The sequence below is a fragment of the Pseudomonas sp. HMSC067G02 genome (genome assembly GCF_001813485.1).
GTDB classification, from domain to species: Bacteria; Pseudomonadota; Gammaproteobacteria; order Pseudomonadales; family Pseudomonadaceae; genus Pseudomonas; species Pseudomonas aeruginosa.
Genome location: NZ_KV812649.1, coordinates 1 through 15,857, shown reverse-complemented (window position 1 = coordinate 15,857; position 15,857 = coordinate 1). Strand labels below are relative to the sequence as shown.

Here is a 15,857-nt window from a genome sequence, read left to right as displayed (position 1 = left end):
CTCCCACCGACGTCATCCGCCCGCCTCGGCGGGCAGCGCCGCCAGCGGCAAGCGAACCACGAACAACGCGCCCTCCCCCTGGTTGGCCGCCGTCAGGCTACCGCCCATGTTGCGCACCAGATCGTGGCTGACCGAGAGACCCAGGCCGGTACCCTTGCCCTCCGCCTTGGTGGTGAAGAAGGGTTCGAATATCCGCTCCAGCAGGAGCGGTTCGATCCCGCCGCCGTTGTCGTGCACGTGCAATTCGACCCAGCCCGGTTCGCGGCAAGCCACCTGCTCCAGGCGAACGCGCCGGCTGGCCAGGCCGGGATTGCCGAGCAGGGCATCGCGGGCGTTGGCGAGCAGGTTGATGATCACCTGTTCCAACTGGTCCGCCTGCCCTCGCACCACCATCCGCTGCGTCGGCGCCGGGCACTCCACCTCGATGGCATGCTGACGCAGCCCCTCGCCGAGCAGGCCCAGGGCGCCTTCGAAGGCGGCATAGGGGTCGAACGGCAGCGCCTCCAGCGCCGACTTGCGGCTGAACACGCCGAGGTGGCTGACCAGGCGGTCGACGCGCAGGACCTGGGCATCCATGCGCTCCAGTTTCTCGCCCAGGTAGTCGCCGTCGAGGCCGACGCTGTTCATCCGCTGGCGCATGTTGAACAGGGTCATGCGCAGCACGTGCAGCGGCTGCTTCACCTCGTGGGCGAGGCCGCTGACCATCTCCCCCAGGCTGGCCATCTTGGCGCCTTGCGCCAGTTGCTGCTGGGCCCGACGCACCGGCGTGTTGTCGCGCCCCACCGCCTGTACCTCGCACAATTCGCCACGGGCGTCGAACAACGGCCGCTCGGCCCACACCAGCCAGAGAAAACGTTGCCCCGGCAGGTTGAAGCGCAGCTCCGGCACCTCGCTGGCGCCCTCCCGCGGCGAGCCCAGCAGACGCGCGCGCAAGGCGCTGGCGTCTTCCGCCGCCAGCCACTCGTCGAGCCGGCGACCGACCAGGCGCTCCGGGCTGGTCGCGAGGCTATCGGCGAAGGTCCGGTTCACGTAGGTCAGCACCAGGTCGGCGGTATAGCGACAGATCAGCGCCGGCGAATCCTCCACCAGGACCCGGTAGCGTTCCTCGCTCTCGGCGATACGCTGTGCCGCCAGGTGCTGCTCGGTCACGTCCAGCCACAGGCCCACCGCCTCGCTGGGCAGGCCCTGGGCATCGCGCAGCAGCTTGGCTTCGTCGTAGAGCCAGTGCCAGTTGCCCTGGCCATCGGCGAGGCGATAGCGGGTCTTCACCCGGCCCTCGCGAAGCAACTCGCGGCCACGGGCGAAAAAGGCCTCCAGATCATCCGGATGCACCCGTTCGGCGAGCGCCTGCCAACTCTGTCCCTGCAAGTCGAGGCCGAGCAGGTTGCTCGCGCTTTCGCTGTAGAACTCCGGCACCAGGTGCCCCTGCTCGACCCGCTGGACGTAGATCACCACCGGCGCGCTGTCGATCAGGCTGCGCAGCCGCGCGTGGGCCGCCTGTACCCGTTCCTCCTGGCGCCGGCCTTCGCTGATGTCGAGCAGCACGCCGGACAGCCCCAGCGCGCTACCGCGCCCCAGCGGCCGGCCCTCGATGCGCAGCCAGCGGCGCTCGCCGCGGCTATCCGGCTGACGCAGGCAAAGGTCCTGGGCCAACGCCTGGCCGCTGCGCAGGCTGGCACGCAGGCGCAGGCCGAGTTCGTCGGCGTCCGCCGGTTGCAGCAGGCCCTGCAGGTGTTCCAGCGGCACCCGACGATACTCGCCGGTCAACCCCAGGCTGTCGTGCAAGGCCGGCGCCAGTTCGAAGAGTTCCTGCTCCGCCCAGTAACGCCACCAGCCGCCGCCGATCATCTCCTGCAACAGCCCCAGCTTGCGCGAACTGTCGTGCTGCTCGTGGAGTTCGCAGCGGTCCGCCACCTGGTTCGCCAGCAGTTCCGCGAGGTATTGCCAGTCCTGCGGCGCGGGCCCCTGGGCGAGCTGCTCCAGCGACATCGGCCGCACCAGCAATGCCCCCAGGCGGCCACCGCGCATGGCCGCCGGCACCAGGTAGAGCGCGTCCTCGCCGATCTGCCGGAGCAGCGTCGAGGCGCCTTCGCCACGGCGTAGCAAGCGCGCGCCCGCCCCTTCGCGCAGATCGTCGTCGGCGAGTTGCAGGGTCGGTCGCAGCAAACTGTCGCTGCCAGGCCGTACATGACTGGCGAAGACCGTGCAGAAGCCCTTGCCGTCGCCCAGCAGCAGGGCGATAGCCTGCATCTGGAACGCGCCGGAGAGCGATTCGAGAATCTCCTGGACCGCCTCCGCCAGGTGCCCGTGGGAGACATGGCGCAGACGCGAAAGGATCAGCTTGCCCAGGCTCAGGCTCTGCAACTGGTGCTGCTGGCTGTCGGACTGCCAGTTGAGGTCGGAGATGTCCATGCCCAGCAGCAGCGAGCGTCCCAGGCCGTCGAGCGGCTGCATCGGCTGGAAACGACAGGTCAATGGCGCGGCGGCATCGCTGCGCAGCGTCAGGTCGAGACGCTCGCCCCGGCGCAGGCCGGCCAGCGTCGGCGCACCGGGGGCGCGCCGCTCCAGATACTCGGCGAAAGGCCGCGGCTGTTCGCCAAGCCCATGGGCGCACTGCAGACGATACGCCTGCCGCCCGCCGACCCGGATCACGCGGTCCTGTTCGTCCATCTCGAAACACAGGTCCCAACTCCTCAGCGAAGCGCTCCAGAGGGAGGGGCCTTCCTGCGAAAAGGGTTCCGGCCTCTCGGCCTCGGCGGACGACGAGCGGGAAAATTCGAACATGCGACCACCTCACAGCAACAGGTTGGCACTCGCCTTCAGCGTCTGCGGCAGGTTGGGAATCGCGCCGATGCCGGGGAAGCTCAGCACGGGGATGATCGCCTTGCCCGGATCGCCGTACGGGTACTGCACGCAGACCTCGATCCGCGACGTGGCGCTGACGTAGTCGGCGTACTGGCCATTACCGGCACAAGGCTGGAGGTTCGCCCGCCAGGCCGCCGGCATCCAGTCCAGGCGTGCGAGCAACTCGTCCCTGGCACGGGCTTCGGCGAGGCTCTCGTAGCCCGCATCGGAGGGATCGACAGCGATCGCCGCACGGGCCCCCACGGCAGCGGCATCGTTGAACGACTGCAACATGAGCAAAGGAATGCTGTAGCTGATCAGGCCGTAGACCAGCGCGAAAAACAGCAGGAAGATCGCTGTGAATTCGATGGCGACGGCGCCGTGCTGGCATCGCCGGGAAGCTTTTCCGAGCATGAGCTGACATCCCCGATCCGCATCCTTAATACTAGTCGTCATTCGCTCCGCCAACGTTACTGAAAAGGTATTAATCCAGATGTCGAAAAAAGGCTGAAGAACAGGATGGAGCAATTAGCACTGGCCTTGTGGGCAAGCGTTTGCGGATATCAGGACATCAAACGTTTGCGCGTCTCCAACTGGCTTATCCTGGGCGGTTTTCTTATTTCCTTTGTTTATTTATATGTGAAAGAGTCAAGCCTGACCGGCGCTACGGTTAATATGGCAATGACCGCACTTTTTATAGGCGTCTGCCTCAGCCTTCCCGGCTACCTTCTCGGCAGGCTCGGCGCCGCCGACGTCAAGTACCTGGCCGCACTGGGGCTGGCCAGCGACCCACTTACGGTGCTCTATAGCCTGGCCTTCGGCTGCCTGCTGTGCATCGCGCTATTCATCCTCGTAAAGTTATTCAAACGTTCGGTAGAAAAGTCCGCAATGAATGAAGAAGTTCGCCTTCGAAGGGCACCGTCAAAAAACAAGTCATTCCCTTTTATATTCGCCATGAGCGCCGGCCTTTTGGCACATCTGATTATCAGTAAAATTATCTGAGTAAACTTGCGGAAGACCTCACTTAGGGACTATATGCTTATGGCTAATACCATTCGGTATGGCTGCATTCCAATGCACGTCCCCTGTTAAAAACAAAATAAGCAAATGGAGCGTATGACCATGGACAAACCGGCCTCGCGGCATTTCAGCGTCTTGATCATCGATGATGAACCCCAGGTGACCTCGGAACTCCGCGAACTGCTGGAAAACAGTGGCTACCGTTGCGTAACCAGCACCCACCGGGAGTCGGCGATCGCCAGCTTCCAGGCCGACCCGAACATCGGCCTGGTCATCTGCGACCTCTACCTGGGGCAGGACAACGGTATCCGCCTGATCGAGAGCCTCAAGGAAGTCGCCGGCAACGGCAGGTTCTTCGAATCGATCATCCTCACCGGTCACGATGGCCGCCAGGAAGTGATCGAGGCCATGCGGGTCGGCGCCGCCGACTACTACCAGAAACCGGTGGCGCCGCAGGAACTGCTGCATGGCCTCGAACGCCTGGAGAACCGCCTGCACGAGCGCGTCCGCAGCCAGTTGAGCCTGAGCCACGTCAACCAGCGCCTGGAATACCTCGCCGAATCGCTGAACTCGATCTACCGCGACATCCACAAGATCAAGTACGAGGTACACGGCAACAGCCAGCCGAGTGCCCTCAAGAGCGAAGACAGCCAGCCGTCCGCGCCGCCGGCGCCGGTCGCGGAAAGCCAGGTGTCCCCGAGCAATCCGCTGTTCGGCAAGCTGTCGCCCCGCCAGCAGGCGGTGGCGCGGCTGGTGAGCAAGGGCCTGACCAACTACCAGATCGCCTACGAACTGGGCATCACCGAGAACACGGTGAAGCTGTACGTCTCCCAGGTGCTGCGCCTGATGCATATGCACAACCGCACACAGCTGGCGCTGGCCCTGTCGCCTGCGGCGATGCAGCAGGGCAGCGGAGCGGTGGTGCACTGACAGGCGCGATGGCCCGGCGGACCTGCTAGATCAGCAGTTCCGCCCTGCCGACATCGACCTTCAGAATCTCCGCGTCGATGTATCCAAGTTGTACCCCCAGCAAGGGCAGGACCAGATTCAGGATCGGCGTCAGCAGCCCATCGACCAGAGGTGCCACCACGGAATTCACGATGAGGTCGGTGAGCGCCGTCGAGCCGCACAGCAAAGGCAAGCACAGTCCGAGCACCACGGGATTGACGTTGATGCTGGTTTTCAGGGTACTGGCGAGAAAGCCGCTTTCCGGCAACCTGCGGCTCTGGACGAGATCGGAACCGTCGGCTTTCACGTTGAATCGCGTATCGCCCGAGCTGCCGGCGATCGAGGTATCGAGCTTGAGATCCAATCGCACCAAGCCGCCAAGCACCAGAATCGAGCCGACCTGATCGATGTTGGCCGGACTGCCGATCTTTATCGTCGCTCCGCTGCTTCTCCAACCGAAGTCCAACGCGGTATCCGGGCGGGTACAGGCCATGCTTTTCAGCCAGACGGCTCCCGACGCGCCTTCGATGGCCAGTTGCAGTTTCGTGGTGGCGAGAATGGACAGGAACCCGGAATCGATGTCCGCCGTAAGTCGTACCTGGGACTGGCGCACCTCCGTGCGCCAGGCGCCGCTCTCATCCTGCCCTGGCGGCCCGGAGACGATCCTCTTCGGCTCTACGACCGTGAGCCGTGCGTTGGCCAATCCGGGGATGCCCAGGTTCACGGCGACCGCGGAATTCTTGTTGGCGACCTGGGCAACCGCCATGATGAGATCCAGCGCATTGATCGCCGTATCCAGCTGCGACATGCTGTTCACCTCGCCGGCGCTCAGCCCCAGCAAGTCTCCCAGTTTCAACGTGGCCGACTTTACCCCCACCAATTGCGTTCTCAGGGCCTCGACCGAGGCTACGCCGTTCTTCGCCAGGACGTTCACGCTGGCGGTGAGTACCTGCTGCAAGCCGACGTTGGTATTCAACAACTGTTCGATGGTCCCCAGGCTGGTATCGACCCCGACCAAGCCCATTCCATTCGGGCCGAGAATGTCCAGCACACTGAGCTTCGCGTCGGCGATACCGTTGTAGGCCGCCGCCGAGAGATCGATCTGGGTGCCCAGCAATCCGCTCAGGATGGGGTTGAGCAACGCCGATTGGCCACTGTTCACGCTGGCCAGCCCCGTGCCTGCGGAAATCGTGGCGTTCGGAAGGCGTCGCGCCACGGCCTCTGCGCGGAGATCGACGTTGGCATTGCCGCCGCCGAACAGTCCCCCGAGGTTGGCGACCAGGCTGCCGGGAACGCTCTTGGTCACCTCGACATGCACCGCCTCGTTGGCGGCAGCCGCGTTCGACGCGCTGGCTATGAAACTGCGCAGGCCGCCGGCACTCAGCACGCCGCCGACCTCCGCCGACAGGCTGGAGCCGGCGGCGTCCGCATCGAACCCGTTGAGCATCGCGCTGGCCTTGGCGAAAGACGTCGCCTGGGCAGAACTCTGGTCGCCGCACAAGGCTCCCTGGGAGGCACTCTCCAGCGCCGCCACGTCCGCCACTCGCTGCAGGTTGCGCTGCTCCAGGTAGAGCCGCCCGGTATCCACCACCAGCAACAGGCAGATCAAGGCCAGCAGCAGGGTGGTCGCCGCCAGGATGCCGATCGCCCCGCGCTGTCTTGCAGGCCATCCGTTCATGCCCTGCCCCTCCGCCAGGAACCGTCAGTTCTTGCTCTCGCCGAAGCCGCGATCTTCCAGCAGGTACTCGGGAATCTCGTGCTCATAGCTTTTCAGGTAGCGCTGGTAGGCACGCTGGCGCTCGGCGGCGGTCGCGCTTTGCCGAACCGGGCTGGCGGCCCGGCCGCTCGCCTGGATGGCCAGCCAGGCGCGGGTGGCGGTCTGCGGTTCGGCCGTCGCTGGCGCGGCGGGACGGACCACCGGCGTGTCCGCGGCCCAGGCCGTGCCGGACAGGAGCAGCAAGACGCCGAACAGGATTCGCTCGTGCATGGGTCACCTCTCCGGCGCCGGCTCAGGGCGCCTCGTTGGCCATCGCGGTATGCATATTCGCCTCCGCCGGCAGTTCCGCCAGCGGGTCGTCGCTTGCCGGCGCCGCGCCGGGTGTCGGTACGGCACCCCAGCTGCGCGCCCGCGCCTCGGCCGCGCGGATGTCCCGGGCATCCAGCTGCAAACGCTCGATCAGGCGCTGCGCATCTTCCCGGTCGCCTTGCAGGTACAGCAGGCCGAGCAGGTTGGTCGCCGGCAGCTTGCCGCCCTGCTGCAACTCCAGCGCAGTGATGAATTCGAAGCGCGCGCCGACACGGTCGCCGCGCTTGAGCAGGGCGACCCCCAGGTCGTTGCGGAAGCGGCTCTCGGTCGGCCGCAGGCGCGCCGCCTCGCGCAGCTCGAGGACCGCCCGGGCGCTGTCGCCACTGCGCAGGGCGAGCAGGCCGAGGCCGTGGTGCGCCTCGGCTGCCTTGCAGGTTTCCAGCAGGGCCTGGTACTCGGCCCTGGCCCGCGGGTCGCCGATCCGGCGCAGGATCAGCGCCCTTTCCTCGCGCACGTCGATCAAGCCCGGCGGCATGCTTTCCAGGTTGGCCAGGGCCGCATGCAGGCGGCCCTCGCGGATCATGTCGCGGACCATGTTCATCTGCAGTTCCTGCTCCTGGCCGAGCTGCTGCGAACACTCCCGTGGGCCGTCCCGCCCCGGCAGCGCGGCGCAACCGCCGAGCAGGGCGGCGCACAGGCCGATGCCGATCAGTGCTTTCATCCCAGTCCTCCCAAGGCCTTGGTGATGGCGATGACGCCCGGACCGGCGAGGACGATCAGCAGCGCCGGGAACAGCAGCACCATCATCACCAGGCTCATCTTCGCCGACAGCTTGCCGATGCGTTCCTGCAAGGTGGTCAGGCGCCGGTCTTCGAACAGTTGCTTGAGCGTCAGCAGGGTGCTGCGCGCACTGCCGCCCTGGCGCAACATCTGCCGTAGCACGCCGCAGCAGTCGTTCAGCGGGTCCACCTGCAGGCGCCGGGCAAGCGCCTCCAGCTCTTCCGCCAGGTCGATACCGTTGTCGGCACGGGTCAGCGCCAGGTCCAGCTCGCGGGCCAGTTGCGGGGTGATCCCGCGGCCTTCCAGGCAGACCACGCGCAGCGTCTGCTCCACGGTCAGGCCGGCATCGAAGAGGATGCGGATCAGTTGCACGAACAGGATCATCTCGTCGGCGATCAGCGCCCGGCGCGCCTTGGCGAAGTGCTTGAGCACCTGCTTGGGCAGGAGGAAACCGATGCCGGCGGCGAACAGCAGCGGCACCGCGTAGGACGCCTCGCTCTCGGCGCGCAGCAGCTTGACCAGCAAGACCAGGAGAACGAACAGCAGCGGCGTGAGAAACACCGAGATCAGGTACAGGGTCCGGTAGCGACTCTCGTGCCAGCCGGCCTGTTGCAGCAACTGGCGGGCCTCGCTGTCCATCAGTTGCAGGCGCCGCACCCAGAAGCTGTCGTCCATCCGCTCGGTCATGCCGGCCAGCCACCTGGTCGAGCCGCCAGGGTTGGCCAGCGCTCCCAGGCGCCTCTCGATCAGGCGCTGCTCGCGGCTGCCGTTGCGCGCCTGGAGCAACAGCAGCAAGGCACCGCCGACCGCCATCAGGAGCGCCGCGAAAATCAGCCACTGTGCCTGCATGGCCACCTCCTAGACGCTCTTGAGCATGCGCCACAGCGCATAGCAGCCGAGCAGTTGCAGCCCGAGCGAGGCCAGCAGCAGGAAACGCCCGGTGCCGTCGGCCCACATGTTCAGCAGATAGCCCGGGTTGCTCGCCAGGATGTAGCCGCCCAGGGCGCTCGGCACGCCGGCCAGGACATAGGCGCTGATCCGTGTCTCGCCGGTCATCGCGTGCAACTGCCGGCTGAGCTTCTCGCGCTCGTGGATGAGCTTGACGATGCTGTCCAGCAGGTCGCTGGTATTGCCGCCATAACGGTGGTTGACCGAGACGCCCAGGGCGAGGATGCGCAGTTCCTCCACCTCGTAGAGTTCGGCGACTTCCTGCAACGCCTCCGGCAGGTGGATGCCGAGAAGCACGTGGTTGCGTGCCAGGGTGAAGATGTCGCGCAGCGGCTCCTCGGCGTTCTCCACCGCCTGCATCAGCGCGTCGCCCAGCGTGCGCCCGGCGTGCAGGCTGCGCACCACCTGGTCGAGGAAGCGCGGCATCTGCCGGATCATTCGCTTCAGGCGGCGCTGGTAGAGCATGCCCAGGGCGACGCGGCAGGACAGCGCCGCCAGTAGCAGGCCGCCTAGCGCACCGACGATGCCGAACAGGCGCAATCCGCTCCAGACCAGCAGCAGCGCGAGCACTGCCGCCCCGAACAACCACGGGCGCGGGCGCTGGATACCGGCGCGACGCATCTGGCGAGCCAGCCAGTGACTGCTGCGCGGCCGCACCGCGACCGCCTCCTGGCGTCCCAGCAGCCGTTCAACCACCAGTTCGTTGCGCCCGGCGCGCCAGCCCATGAACGCCAGGGCCAGCGCGGCGAAAGCCAGCACGCCGCTGAACAGCACCAGCAGTTGCGCGCCGTTCACAGCAGCGCCTGGCGGAATTTCTGCCCGACCGGCGCGGCCTGGCGGACGAACTGCCCGCTACCGCGCCGGTCGAGACTGAACAGGGTATTGGTGACGTACACGCCGTCGCGCACCTCCAGCACCTCCAGCACTTCGCTGATGCAACGCCGACCGCTGGCCAGGCGGGTGATCTGCACCACCACGTCCAGCGCGGCGCAGATCATCAGGCGCAAGGTCTGCTCCGGCAGCCTGTTGCCGGTCAGGCCGACCAGCATCTCCATGCGCAGCAGCGAATCCATCGCCGAGTTGGCGTGCACCGTGCTCATCGAGCCGTCGTGGCCGGTGTTCATCGCCTGCAGCACGTCGAGCACCTCGACGCCGCGGATCTCGCCGAGGATGATCCGGTCCGGGCGCATCCGCAGGGCGTTGCGGATCAGGTCGCGGGCGGTCACCTCGCCGTAGCCCTCGGCGTTCGGCGGACGGGTCTCCAGGCGCACCACGTGGTCGTGGCCGAGTTGCAGCTCGGCGGTGTCCTCGATGGTGACGATCCGCTCGCGTTCGTCGATGAAGCCGCTGATGACGTTGAGCAAGGTGGTCTTGCCGGTGCCGGTGCCGCCGCTGATGAGGATGTTGCAGCGGCGCGAGACCGCCTGGCGGAGGAACTCGAGCAAGGCTTCGTCGACGCTCTGGTAGGCCAGCAGGTCGGCACTGCGCAGCAGCTCCTGGCTGAACTTGCGGATCGAGATGCACGGCCCGTCCAGCGCCACCGGGGGAATGATCGCGTTGACCCGGCTGCCGTCCGGCAGGCGCGCGTCGACCATCGGGCTGGACTCGTCCAGGCGTCGGCCGAGGGGCGCGAGGATACGCTGGATCACCCGCAGTACATGGTGGTCGTCGATGAAGCGCAGGTCGCTCTGGTAGAGCCGCCCTTCCCGCTCGACGAACACCCGGCCCGGTCCGTTGACGAGGATTTCCGAGACGCCGGGATCGCGCAGGAGGATCTCCAGCGGGCCGAAGCCGGTGAGTTCGTCGACCACCTCTTCGGCCAGGCGGTCCAGTTCGTAGCGGGAGATCGCCAGTTGATGGCGCGAGCCGTATTCGCAGACCTTTTCCGAGACGTACTGGACCACGGCGGAGCGCGCGCCCTCCAGCAGGTTCATGCCGTCTTCGTCGATCTCGTCGATGATGTAGCGGTGCAGGCGCAGCTTCAGCGCCTGGATGTCCTGCTCCTGGCGGTAGTGGAAGGCACCGCCGTCAGGACGCGCGCCGAATCCCGTGCTCATAGCAGCGCCGCCTTGGCCCGGCCGAGCCAGGACAGCAGCGAACGGCGCTCGCCACGTGTCACGCACAGGCTGTCCGCCAGTTGCCGCAGCTTGGCCGCCAATGGGTCGCGCGGCGCCACCTCGAACAGGCTCTTGCCGAGGTTCTTCGCGCGCAGGCGCGATTCCGGGGACAACGGCAGGACACCGAACAGATCGAGGTCGAACATCCGGCTGAGGGCCTGCTGGTCCGGCGCCACATTGGGCAGGTAGCGCTCGATCAGCAACTCGATGGAGGGCAACGGCAGGTTGCGCTCGCGCAGGCGGCGCAGGCGCTCCAGGCCCTTCTTGCAGGACGGCACGCTCTGGTCGACCATCCACAGCACGCGGTTGGCCTGCACCAGCAACTGGTTGCTCAGCTCGCCCTCGGGCAGCCCGGTGAGGTTGACCACCACATGGCTGAACGCCCCGCGCAGGTTGCCCAGCAACAGATAGAGTTCGGCGGTGGTGACTCGCTCCAGCACGCCGGGCTCGTCGGTCAGGCTGAGTATCCGCAGGCCGCTGTCGAGGCGGGTGAAGGCGCTGTCGATCAGGGTCTGGTCGAGGCGCCGCAGGTTGCGCAAGGCGTCGCTGAAGGTGAAGGCCGAGTCCAGGCCGAGGATCGCCAGCGCCTCGCCGGTGGGCTGGCCGACGTCCAGCAGCAGGACCTGGTTCGGCGTCTGCTCCTGCAACGCCTTGGCCAGGTGCAAGGCGACGAAGGCGCCGTCGGCGTCCGGTCGGGCGCTGACCAGGGTCAGCAGCTCGCCCTGGCGCGCCGCGCTCACCGGCACGCTGGGCAGGCGTCCGCCGAGGCGCCGGATCAGCCCGGTCAGCTCGCTGGCGCGGGCGCCGTAGGTGATGAAGTCGCGCGCGCCGGCGCGCATCGCCGCCAGCACCAACTGGTTGTCCAGGCCGTCGCCGATGGCCACCACCGAGAGCATCGGCCGCGCCGATACCAATCCCTCGACCAGCGCGCCCTGGGACACCAGGTTGCTCTTGCCGAGGCTGATGAACAGCACCCCGGCGGCGGTGACGTCGAGCAGCGCCAGCAACTCCTCCAGGCTGGCGCTGCCTGCGGGTACCACCTGGCCGGCGGACGCCAGGCTGTTCTGCAACCAGTCGAGTTCGCCGGGATGCTGGGTCAGCGCCACGAAGTTCTGGTTCATGCGCGCCTCCTAATCCGACAGGCCGGTGTCGTTCTGCTGGCCGTCGTACTCGCCGCGCTCGAGGAAGTACAGGCGCGAGAACCCCGGATCGTAGTGCCGCAAGCCCTCGCCGGGCAGGTCCGGCAACTGTGCGTCGGCGGCCAGCGGCTGGACCAGGTGCGGGGTGACGATCATCAGCAGCTCGCGGTCGTCCTTGTCCAGCTTGGTCGAGCGGAAGAACGCACCGAGGATCGGGATGTCGCCCAGCCAGGGAAACTTGTCGACGTTGCTCACCGAGTTGCTGCTGGTCAGCCCGCTGATCACGAAACTCTCGCCATCGGCCAGCATCACGCTGGTGTCGGTGCGCCGGACGCGCAGTGCCGGCACCGCCACCCCGCCGCTCTGGATGCCGGCGCTGTAGTCCAGTTCGCTGACCTCCGGCGCCACCTTGAGAGCGATGCGGCGGTTGTTCATCACCGTCGGGGTGAGGGTCAGGCGGATGCCGAACTCCTTGTATTCGATGGTGACGTTGTCGTTGGTGCCGTTCGGCACCGGGATCGGAAACTCGCCGCCGGCGAGGAACGACGCGCTCTGCCCGCTCATCGCCACCAGGCTCGGGCGCGCCAGGGTATAGGCGAAGCCGCTGCCCTCCAGGGCATTCATGAAGCTCAGCCACTTGCCGCCGCCGAAGATCAGGTTGAATCCCGAGCTGCCGGTGCCGAAGGTGCCGCCCAAGCCGCTGCCGTCGGCATTGACCTTGATGTCGCCGAGGCTGCCCGGCGCACCGAGCACCCAGAGGTTGCCGCCGCGCCGGACGAACGAGGTGCTGGCCTGCTTCAGCTTGCTGCGGCTGACCTCGACGAAGCGGATATCGGTCTGCACCTGGTTCGGCAGCTCCTCCGCGGCGCCGGCGGTGAACGCTGGAGCACCGCGGGTATCGACGCTACCGCGTCCCTCGACCTCCACCAGGCTGCGCAACGGCTCGGGACTGCAGCCGGTCCAGATCAGCAGGCTGGTGGAGCCCTGTTCCTTGCCGGTGACCAGGAAGCCGCGACGATCCAGCAACTGTACGTCGGCGATCTTCGGATCGCCGATGGCCAGCCGTTCGATCGGCACCGCCAGGCGCAGGTCACGCTGTTGCCCCTGGACGACATCGACCCGCGGCGCCTGCGCCAGCAACTCGATGCAGCCCTGCGGCAAAGCCAGTGCCGGCAGCGCCAACGCCACCCCCAGCAGCCCTCCCAGCCAGCGCGACACGCCTATCCCGGTGCTCCGATGCATATGCCGGCTCCCCTCAAGGCGCTTCATGGGTCATGGCGCTGCCACGGTAGACCGTGACCCCGTTGGCCACCGGCACGCGCGGAGCCGCGCTGCGCACGCTCGGCGCCGTCGGTTTGCGGCGCTCCAGCAGTTGGTCGAGGCTCAGCGCCGCGCTCGGCGCGCCCAGCGACGCTTGCAGCAGCGCGCCTTCCTGCTCCCTGCGGTAGAGTTCTTCGTCCTTGCTGCGGATGGCCAGGCGCAGCGAACCGGCCTGGCTCGCCAGCATCAGCCGCGCCACGCCGTCCTCCGGTACCGCCAGCACCGCGGTACGCGGCGGACGCGGGTCCTTTTCCTGGTTCGAGCGGTCCTGCCCATCGCTGCCCACGGCGATCCGCTCGCCGTAGGTCAGTACCCGGACGCCGGGCAACACCAGTTGCGCCAGCGGGATCGATTCGCCGTCCCGCTCGTCACGCACGAAGAGCATCACGTCGACATAGTCGCCGGGCAGGACGAAGCCGCCGCCGCCGACCACTTCGTCCACAGCGATCGCCATCGCCCGCTCGTCCGGACGGATGGTCCGGGCCAGCGGACCGCCGGGTTCTAGGGTCGCGGCGGAAAGAATGCTGCCGGCCGGCACCGCGACCCAGACCCGCTTGCCGAGCAACGCCTCGGGCCTGTCGTAGCTACCGACCGGTGCGGTCCGCAACAGCTCGACGCTCAGGTCGTCCTTGCCGATCACCGCCAGCGCCGGGAGATCGCGACTGGCCACCAGCACCGGCTTGCGTTCGAGCTTTTCCAGCGAAGCGTCCACCGCCGCCGAAGCCGGCGCCACGGATGGAGCATGCGCGTTCGATGGCGCGCGGCCGATGGATACGCCGAGGTATCCGAGCAGCACCGCACCGAGCAGCAGCAGGCCGGCCAGGGCCATCAGCACCTTGCTATTCATGGGCAGACCCCTGCTATGCGTCCGGACAGGTCGATGAACGGAAAATCACCGGCGATCGCCGATGATCGGAAAAGAAAAACGGGCGTCTCGCTGTCCGTGTCATGGCCATACTCCGGGACTGGCTTTCCATGGCAGGTACATTGGGGTTATCGACTGGCGACAGTCGTTATTCAAGAACCAAAGTTCATAACTTCGAACTTGCGACGATAGGCCTGAATCTAGACTCGGGATAATCAATGTCAATTTGTCATTAGATGTAGTCCAAGCCTTGTAACCCGCCATATAACCTTGCGACTAATCCACTCCTACTAATGCCATTTAGTTGTTGCAAAACGCCATCATCGGCCTAGCCTCAGCGTGGAGGCAGGGCTCTGTCTCGGTGATTGCCGCGTTCGAGGAGCAAACAAGAATGAAGAACCTGACCCTGTTCGTGTATTGCAAAGTTCGCGCATTCCTGGCGGACGAAGAAGGGGCAAACGCCATCGAATACGCGGTTATCGCCGGTTTGATCGCGGTGGCTCTGATTGCCGTATTGAGTCCCACGGACAGCGGTATCGTCGGCGGTCTGAAAGCCTTCTTCGACGGCGTCGGCACCAAAGTCGGCGGACTGGCTCCGGACTGACGTCCTCTTCCAGAGCGATTTCCCTCCAGTGGCGCCATTTTCATGGCGCCACTATTTTGCCTTTATGCTGGCACTGTGCTACAAAGCCGGCCGTTCAGGCGCTGGATCATGGCTTTCCCCCGCAAGCTCCCTACCTGGTGGCCTGGGCTCCCCGCCCTTCTTGAGGCTTTTGCCAGGACGCATCGCTCATGCTTCGCTCGCTGTCGTTTGCCAAGAAAATCCTTCTCGCCGCCGCATTGGTGGTGGTTTTCGCCTTCACCTGCTTCATCCTCTACAACGATTACCGACAGCGCGAGGCCGTGCGCACGGACACGGAAAACTACCTCGGGGAAATCGGCACCCTGACCGCCAGCAACATCCAGAGCTGGCTGGAAGGCCGCATGCACCTGGTGGAAGGCCTGGCCTCGCAACTGGCGCTGCTCGACCAGCCCGACGAGGCGAATATCGCAAGGCAACTGGAACAGCCCGTCTTCAGCCGCAATTTCGCGTCGGTCTATCTTGGCGAGGCGGCCAGCGGCGCCTTCACCATGCGCCCCTACGACGCCATGCCGGAAGGTTACGACCCACGTACCCGCGCCTGGTACAAGGACGCGCTGGCGGCCGACCGGCTTATCGTCACCGAACCCTTCGTCGATGCCGGCACCGGCGAGCAGATCCTCGCCATGTCGCTGCCGGTGCGGCACGCCGGTCAACTGCTGGGCGTCGCCGCCGGCGACATGAAGCTGGAGACCCTGACCGCGATCCTCAATTCCCTGAAGTTCGATGGTGCCGGCTACGCCTTCCTGGTCAGCGACGCCGGCAAGATCCTCCTCCACCCCGACTCCGGGCTGGTCCTGAAGACCCTCGCCGAAGCCTATCCCAAGGGCGCACCGAACATCGACCCCGGGGTCCACGAGGTGGAACTCGACGGCCGCAGCCAGTTCGTTTCCTTCACCCCGGTGAAGGGACTGCCCGGCGTGACCTGGTACGTCGCCCTGGTCCTCGACCGCGACACCGCCTATTCGATGCTCAGCGAATTCCGCACTTCGGCGATCGTCGCCACGCTGATCGCGGTGGTCGGCATCATGCTTCTCCTCGGCATGCTGATCCGCGTACTGATGCAACCGCTCACCGACATGGGCCGCGCCATGCAGGACATCGCCCAGGGTGAAGGCGACCTGACCAAGCGCCTGAAAGTCACCAGCAACGATGAATTCGGTACGTTGGCCAATGCCTTCAACCGCTTCGTCGAGCGTATCCACGAATC

The 15,857-nt window shown here is 66.3% G+C and carries 14 protein-coding genes and 1 pseudogene; 4 read left to right on the top strand and 11 right to left on the bottom strand.

Going from position 1 to position 15,857, the window contains the following annotated elements; genetic code table 11:
* Window positions 1–12: 12 nt before the first annotated feature.
* Together pprA and HMPREF2914_RS09605 are read right to left on the bottom strand one after the other, a co-directional pair.
* A complete protein-coding gene (gene pprA, locus HMPREF2914_RS09610) occupies window positions 13–2,784 on the bottom strand; it encodes a two-component system sensor histidine kinase PprA (RefSeq protein WP_023092820.1) in 2,772 nt (923 codons plus the stop codon).
* Between the two features lie 9 nt (window positions 2,785–2,793).
* Window positions 2,794–3,300, bottom strand: a complete 507-nt coding sequence (locus tag HMPREF2914_RS09605) for a TadE/TadG family type IV pilus assembly protein (protein ID WP_031277580.1) — start codon at window positions 3,298–3,300, stop codon at window positions 2,794–2,796.
* Between the two features lie 63 nt (window positions 3,301–3,363).
* On the opposite strand from HMPREF2914_RS09605, the gene fppA reads away from it, so the two are divergent.
* Window positions 3,364–3,846: a type 4b pilus Flp prepilin peptidase gene (fppA, locus tag HMPREF2914_RS09600; protein ID WP_003110115.1), complete on the top strand. Its 483-nt coding sequence runs from the start codon at window positions 3,364–3,366 to the stop codon at window positions 3,844–3,846.
* A gap of 120 nt (window positions 3,847–3,966) precedes the next feature.
* A complete protein-coding gene (gene pprB / locus HMPREF2914_RS09595) occupies window positions 3,967–4,794 on the top strand; it encodes a two-component response regulator PprB (protein ID WP_023092822.1) in 828 nt (275 codons plus the stop codon).
* A 25-nt stretch (window positions 4,795–4,819) separates the two neighbouring features.
* Here the strand turns inward: pprB and tadG are convergent, their stop codons facing one another.
* The 9 genes from tadG to rcpC are packed head-to-tail and all read right to left on the bottom strand — an operon-like array spanning window position 4,820 to window position 13,989.
* Window positions 4,820–6,490 (bottom strand): type 4b pilus Flp biogenesis protein TadG, encoded by a 1,671-nt coding sequence (gene tadG, locus HMPREF2914_RS09590; protein ID WP_023092823.1) that lies wholly within the window; start codon window positions 6,488–6,490, stop codon window positions 4,820–4,822.
* A gap of 24 nt (window positions 6,491–6,514) precedes the next feature.
* Window positions 6,515–6,799 (bottom strand): DUF3613 domain-containing protein, encoded by a 285-nt coding sequence (locus tag HMPREF2914_RS09585; protein WP_023092824.1) that lies wholly within the window; start codon window positions 6,797–6,799, stop codon window positions 6,515–6,517.
* 22 nt (window positions 6,800–6,821) lie between these two features.
* Window positions 6,822–7,559, bottom strand: coding sequence for a type 4b pilus Flp biogenesis protein TadD (gene tadD / locus HMPREF2914_RS09580; RefSeq protein ID WP_023092825.1), 738 nt, complete (start codon window positions 7,557–7,559; stop codon window positions 6,822–6,824).
* Entirely contained in the window at window positions 7,556–8,467 is a 912-nt protein-coding gene (gene tadC / locus HMPREF2914_RS09575) for a type 4b pilus Flp biogenesis protein TadC (RefSeq protein WP_003103955.1), read from the bottom strand. The genes tadD and tadC overlap by 4 nt, the downstream gene beginning before the upstream one ends.
* A gap of 9 nt (window positions 8,468–8,476) precedes the next feature.
* Window positions 8,477–9,361 (bottom strand): type 4b pilus Flp biogenesis protein TadB, encoded by an 885-nt coding sequence (gene tadB / locus HMPREF2914_RS09570; protein WP_003093848.1) that lies wholly within the window; start codon window positions 9,359–9,361, stop codon window positions 8,477–8,479.
* Window positions 9,358–10,623 carry a type 4b pilus Flp biogenesis ATPase TadA gene (gene tadA / locus HMPREF2914_RS09565; RefSeq protein ID WP_003093851.1) on the bottom strand — a complete coding sequence of 422 codons (1,266 nt, stop codon included), beginning with the start codon at window positions 10,621–10,623 and terminating at the stop codon, window positions 9,358–9,360. Before tadA ends, tadB begins: the two co-directional genes overlap by 4 nt.
* On the bottom strand, window positions 10,620–11,804 hold the full coding sequence (gene tadZ / locus HMPREF2914_RS09560) for a type 4b pilus Flp biogenesis protein TadZ (RefSeq protein ID WP_003093855.1): 1,185 nt from the start codon (window positions 11,802–11,804) through the stop codon (window positions 10,620–10,622). The genes tadA and tadZ overlap by 4 nt, the downstream gene beginning before the upstream one ends.
* A gap of 9 nt (window positions 11,805–11,813) precedes the next feature.
* Window positions 11,814–13,064, bottom strand: a complete 1,251-nt coding sequence (gene rcpA, locus HMPREF2914_RS09555) for a type 4b pilus Flp secretin RcpA (RefSeq protein WP_003110119.1) — start codon at window positions 13,062–13,064, stop codon at window positions 11,814–11,816.
* 13 nt (window positions 13,065–13,077) lie between these two features.
* On the bottom strand, window positions 13,078–13,989 hold the full coding sequence (gene rcpC, locus HMPREF2914_RS09550; protein ID WP_023092826.1) for a type 4b pilus Flp biogenesis protein RcpC: 912 nt from the start codon (window positions 13,987–13,989) through the stop codon (window positions 13,078–13,080).
* A gap of 409 nt (window positions 13,990–14,398) precedes the next feature.
* Here rcpC and flp point away from each other — a divergent pair, with 409 nt between their 5' ends.
* Window positions 14,399–14,611 (top strand): type 4b pilus Flp major pilin, encoded by a 213-nt coding sequence (gene flp / locus HMPREF2914_RS09545; protein ID WP_003093864.1) that lies wholly within the window; start codon window positions 14,399–14,401, stop codon window positions 14,609–14,611.
* Between the two features lie 188 nt (window positions 14,612–14,799).
* Window positions 14,800–15,857, top strand: a pseudogene (pctC, locus tag HMPREF2914_RS09540) (methyl-accepting chemotaxis protein PctC); the annotation flags it as partial.

What these genes read in the sequence shown, in the direction of transcription:
- HMPREF2914_RS09605 (WP_031277580.1), bottom strand. Translation starts at nt 3,300, where the DNA reads ATGACGACTAGTATTAAGGATGCGGATCGGGGATGTCAGCTCATGCTC.
- tadZ (WP_003093855.1), bottom strand. Translation starts at nt 11,804, where the DNA reads ATGAACCAGAACTTCGTGGCGCTGACCCAGCATCCCGGCGAACTCGAC.
- rcpA (WP_003110119.1), bottom strand. Translation starts at nt 13,064, where the DNA reads ATGCATCGGAGCACCGGGATAGGCGTGTCGCGCTGGCTGGGAGGGCTG.
- tadC (WP_003103955.1), bottom strand. Translation starts at nt 8,467, where the DNA reads ATGCAGGCACAGTGGCTGATTTTCGCGGCGCTCCTGATGGCGGTCGGC.
- fppA (WP_003110115.1), top strand. Translation starts at nt 3,364, where the DNA reads ATGGAGCAATTAGCACTGGCCTTGTGGGCAAGCGTTTGCGGATATCAG.
- rcpC (WP_023092826.1), bottom strand. Translation starts at nt 13,989, where the DNA reads ATGAATAGCAAGGTGCTGATGGCCCTGGCCGGCCTGCTGCTGCTCGGT.
- flp (WP_003093864.1), top strand. Translation starts at nt 14,399, where the DNA reads ATGAAGAACCTGACCCTGTTCGTGTATTGCAAAGTTCGCGCATTCCTG.
- tadG (WP_023092823.1), bottom strand. Translation starts at nt 6,490, where the DNA reads ATGAACGGATGGCCTGCAAGACAGCGCGGGGCGATCGGCATCCTGGCG.
- HMPREF2914_RS09585 (WP_023092824.1), bottom strand. Translation starts at nt 6,799, where the DNA reads ATGCACGAGCGAATCCTGTTCGGCGTCTTGCTGCTCCTGTCCGGCACG.
- tadD (WP_023092825.1), bottom strand. Translation starts at nt 7,559, where the DNA reads ATGAAAGCACTGATCGGCATCGGCCTGTGCGCCGCCCTGCTCGGCGGT.
- tadA (WP_003093851.1), bottom strand. Translation starts at nt 10,623, where the DNA reads ATGAGCACGGGATTCGGCGCGCGTCCTGACGGCGGTGCCTTCCACTAC.
- pprA (WP_023092820.1), bottom strand. Translation starts at nt 2,784, where the DNA reads ATGTTCGAATTTTCCCGCTCGTCGTCCGCCGAGGCCGAGAGGCCGGAA.
- pprB (WP_023092822.1), top strand. Translation starts at nt 3,967, where the DNA reads ATGGACAAACCGGCCTCGCGGCATTTCAGCGTCTTGATCATCGATGAT.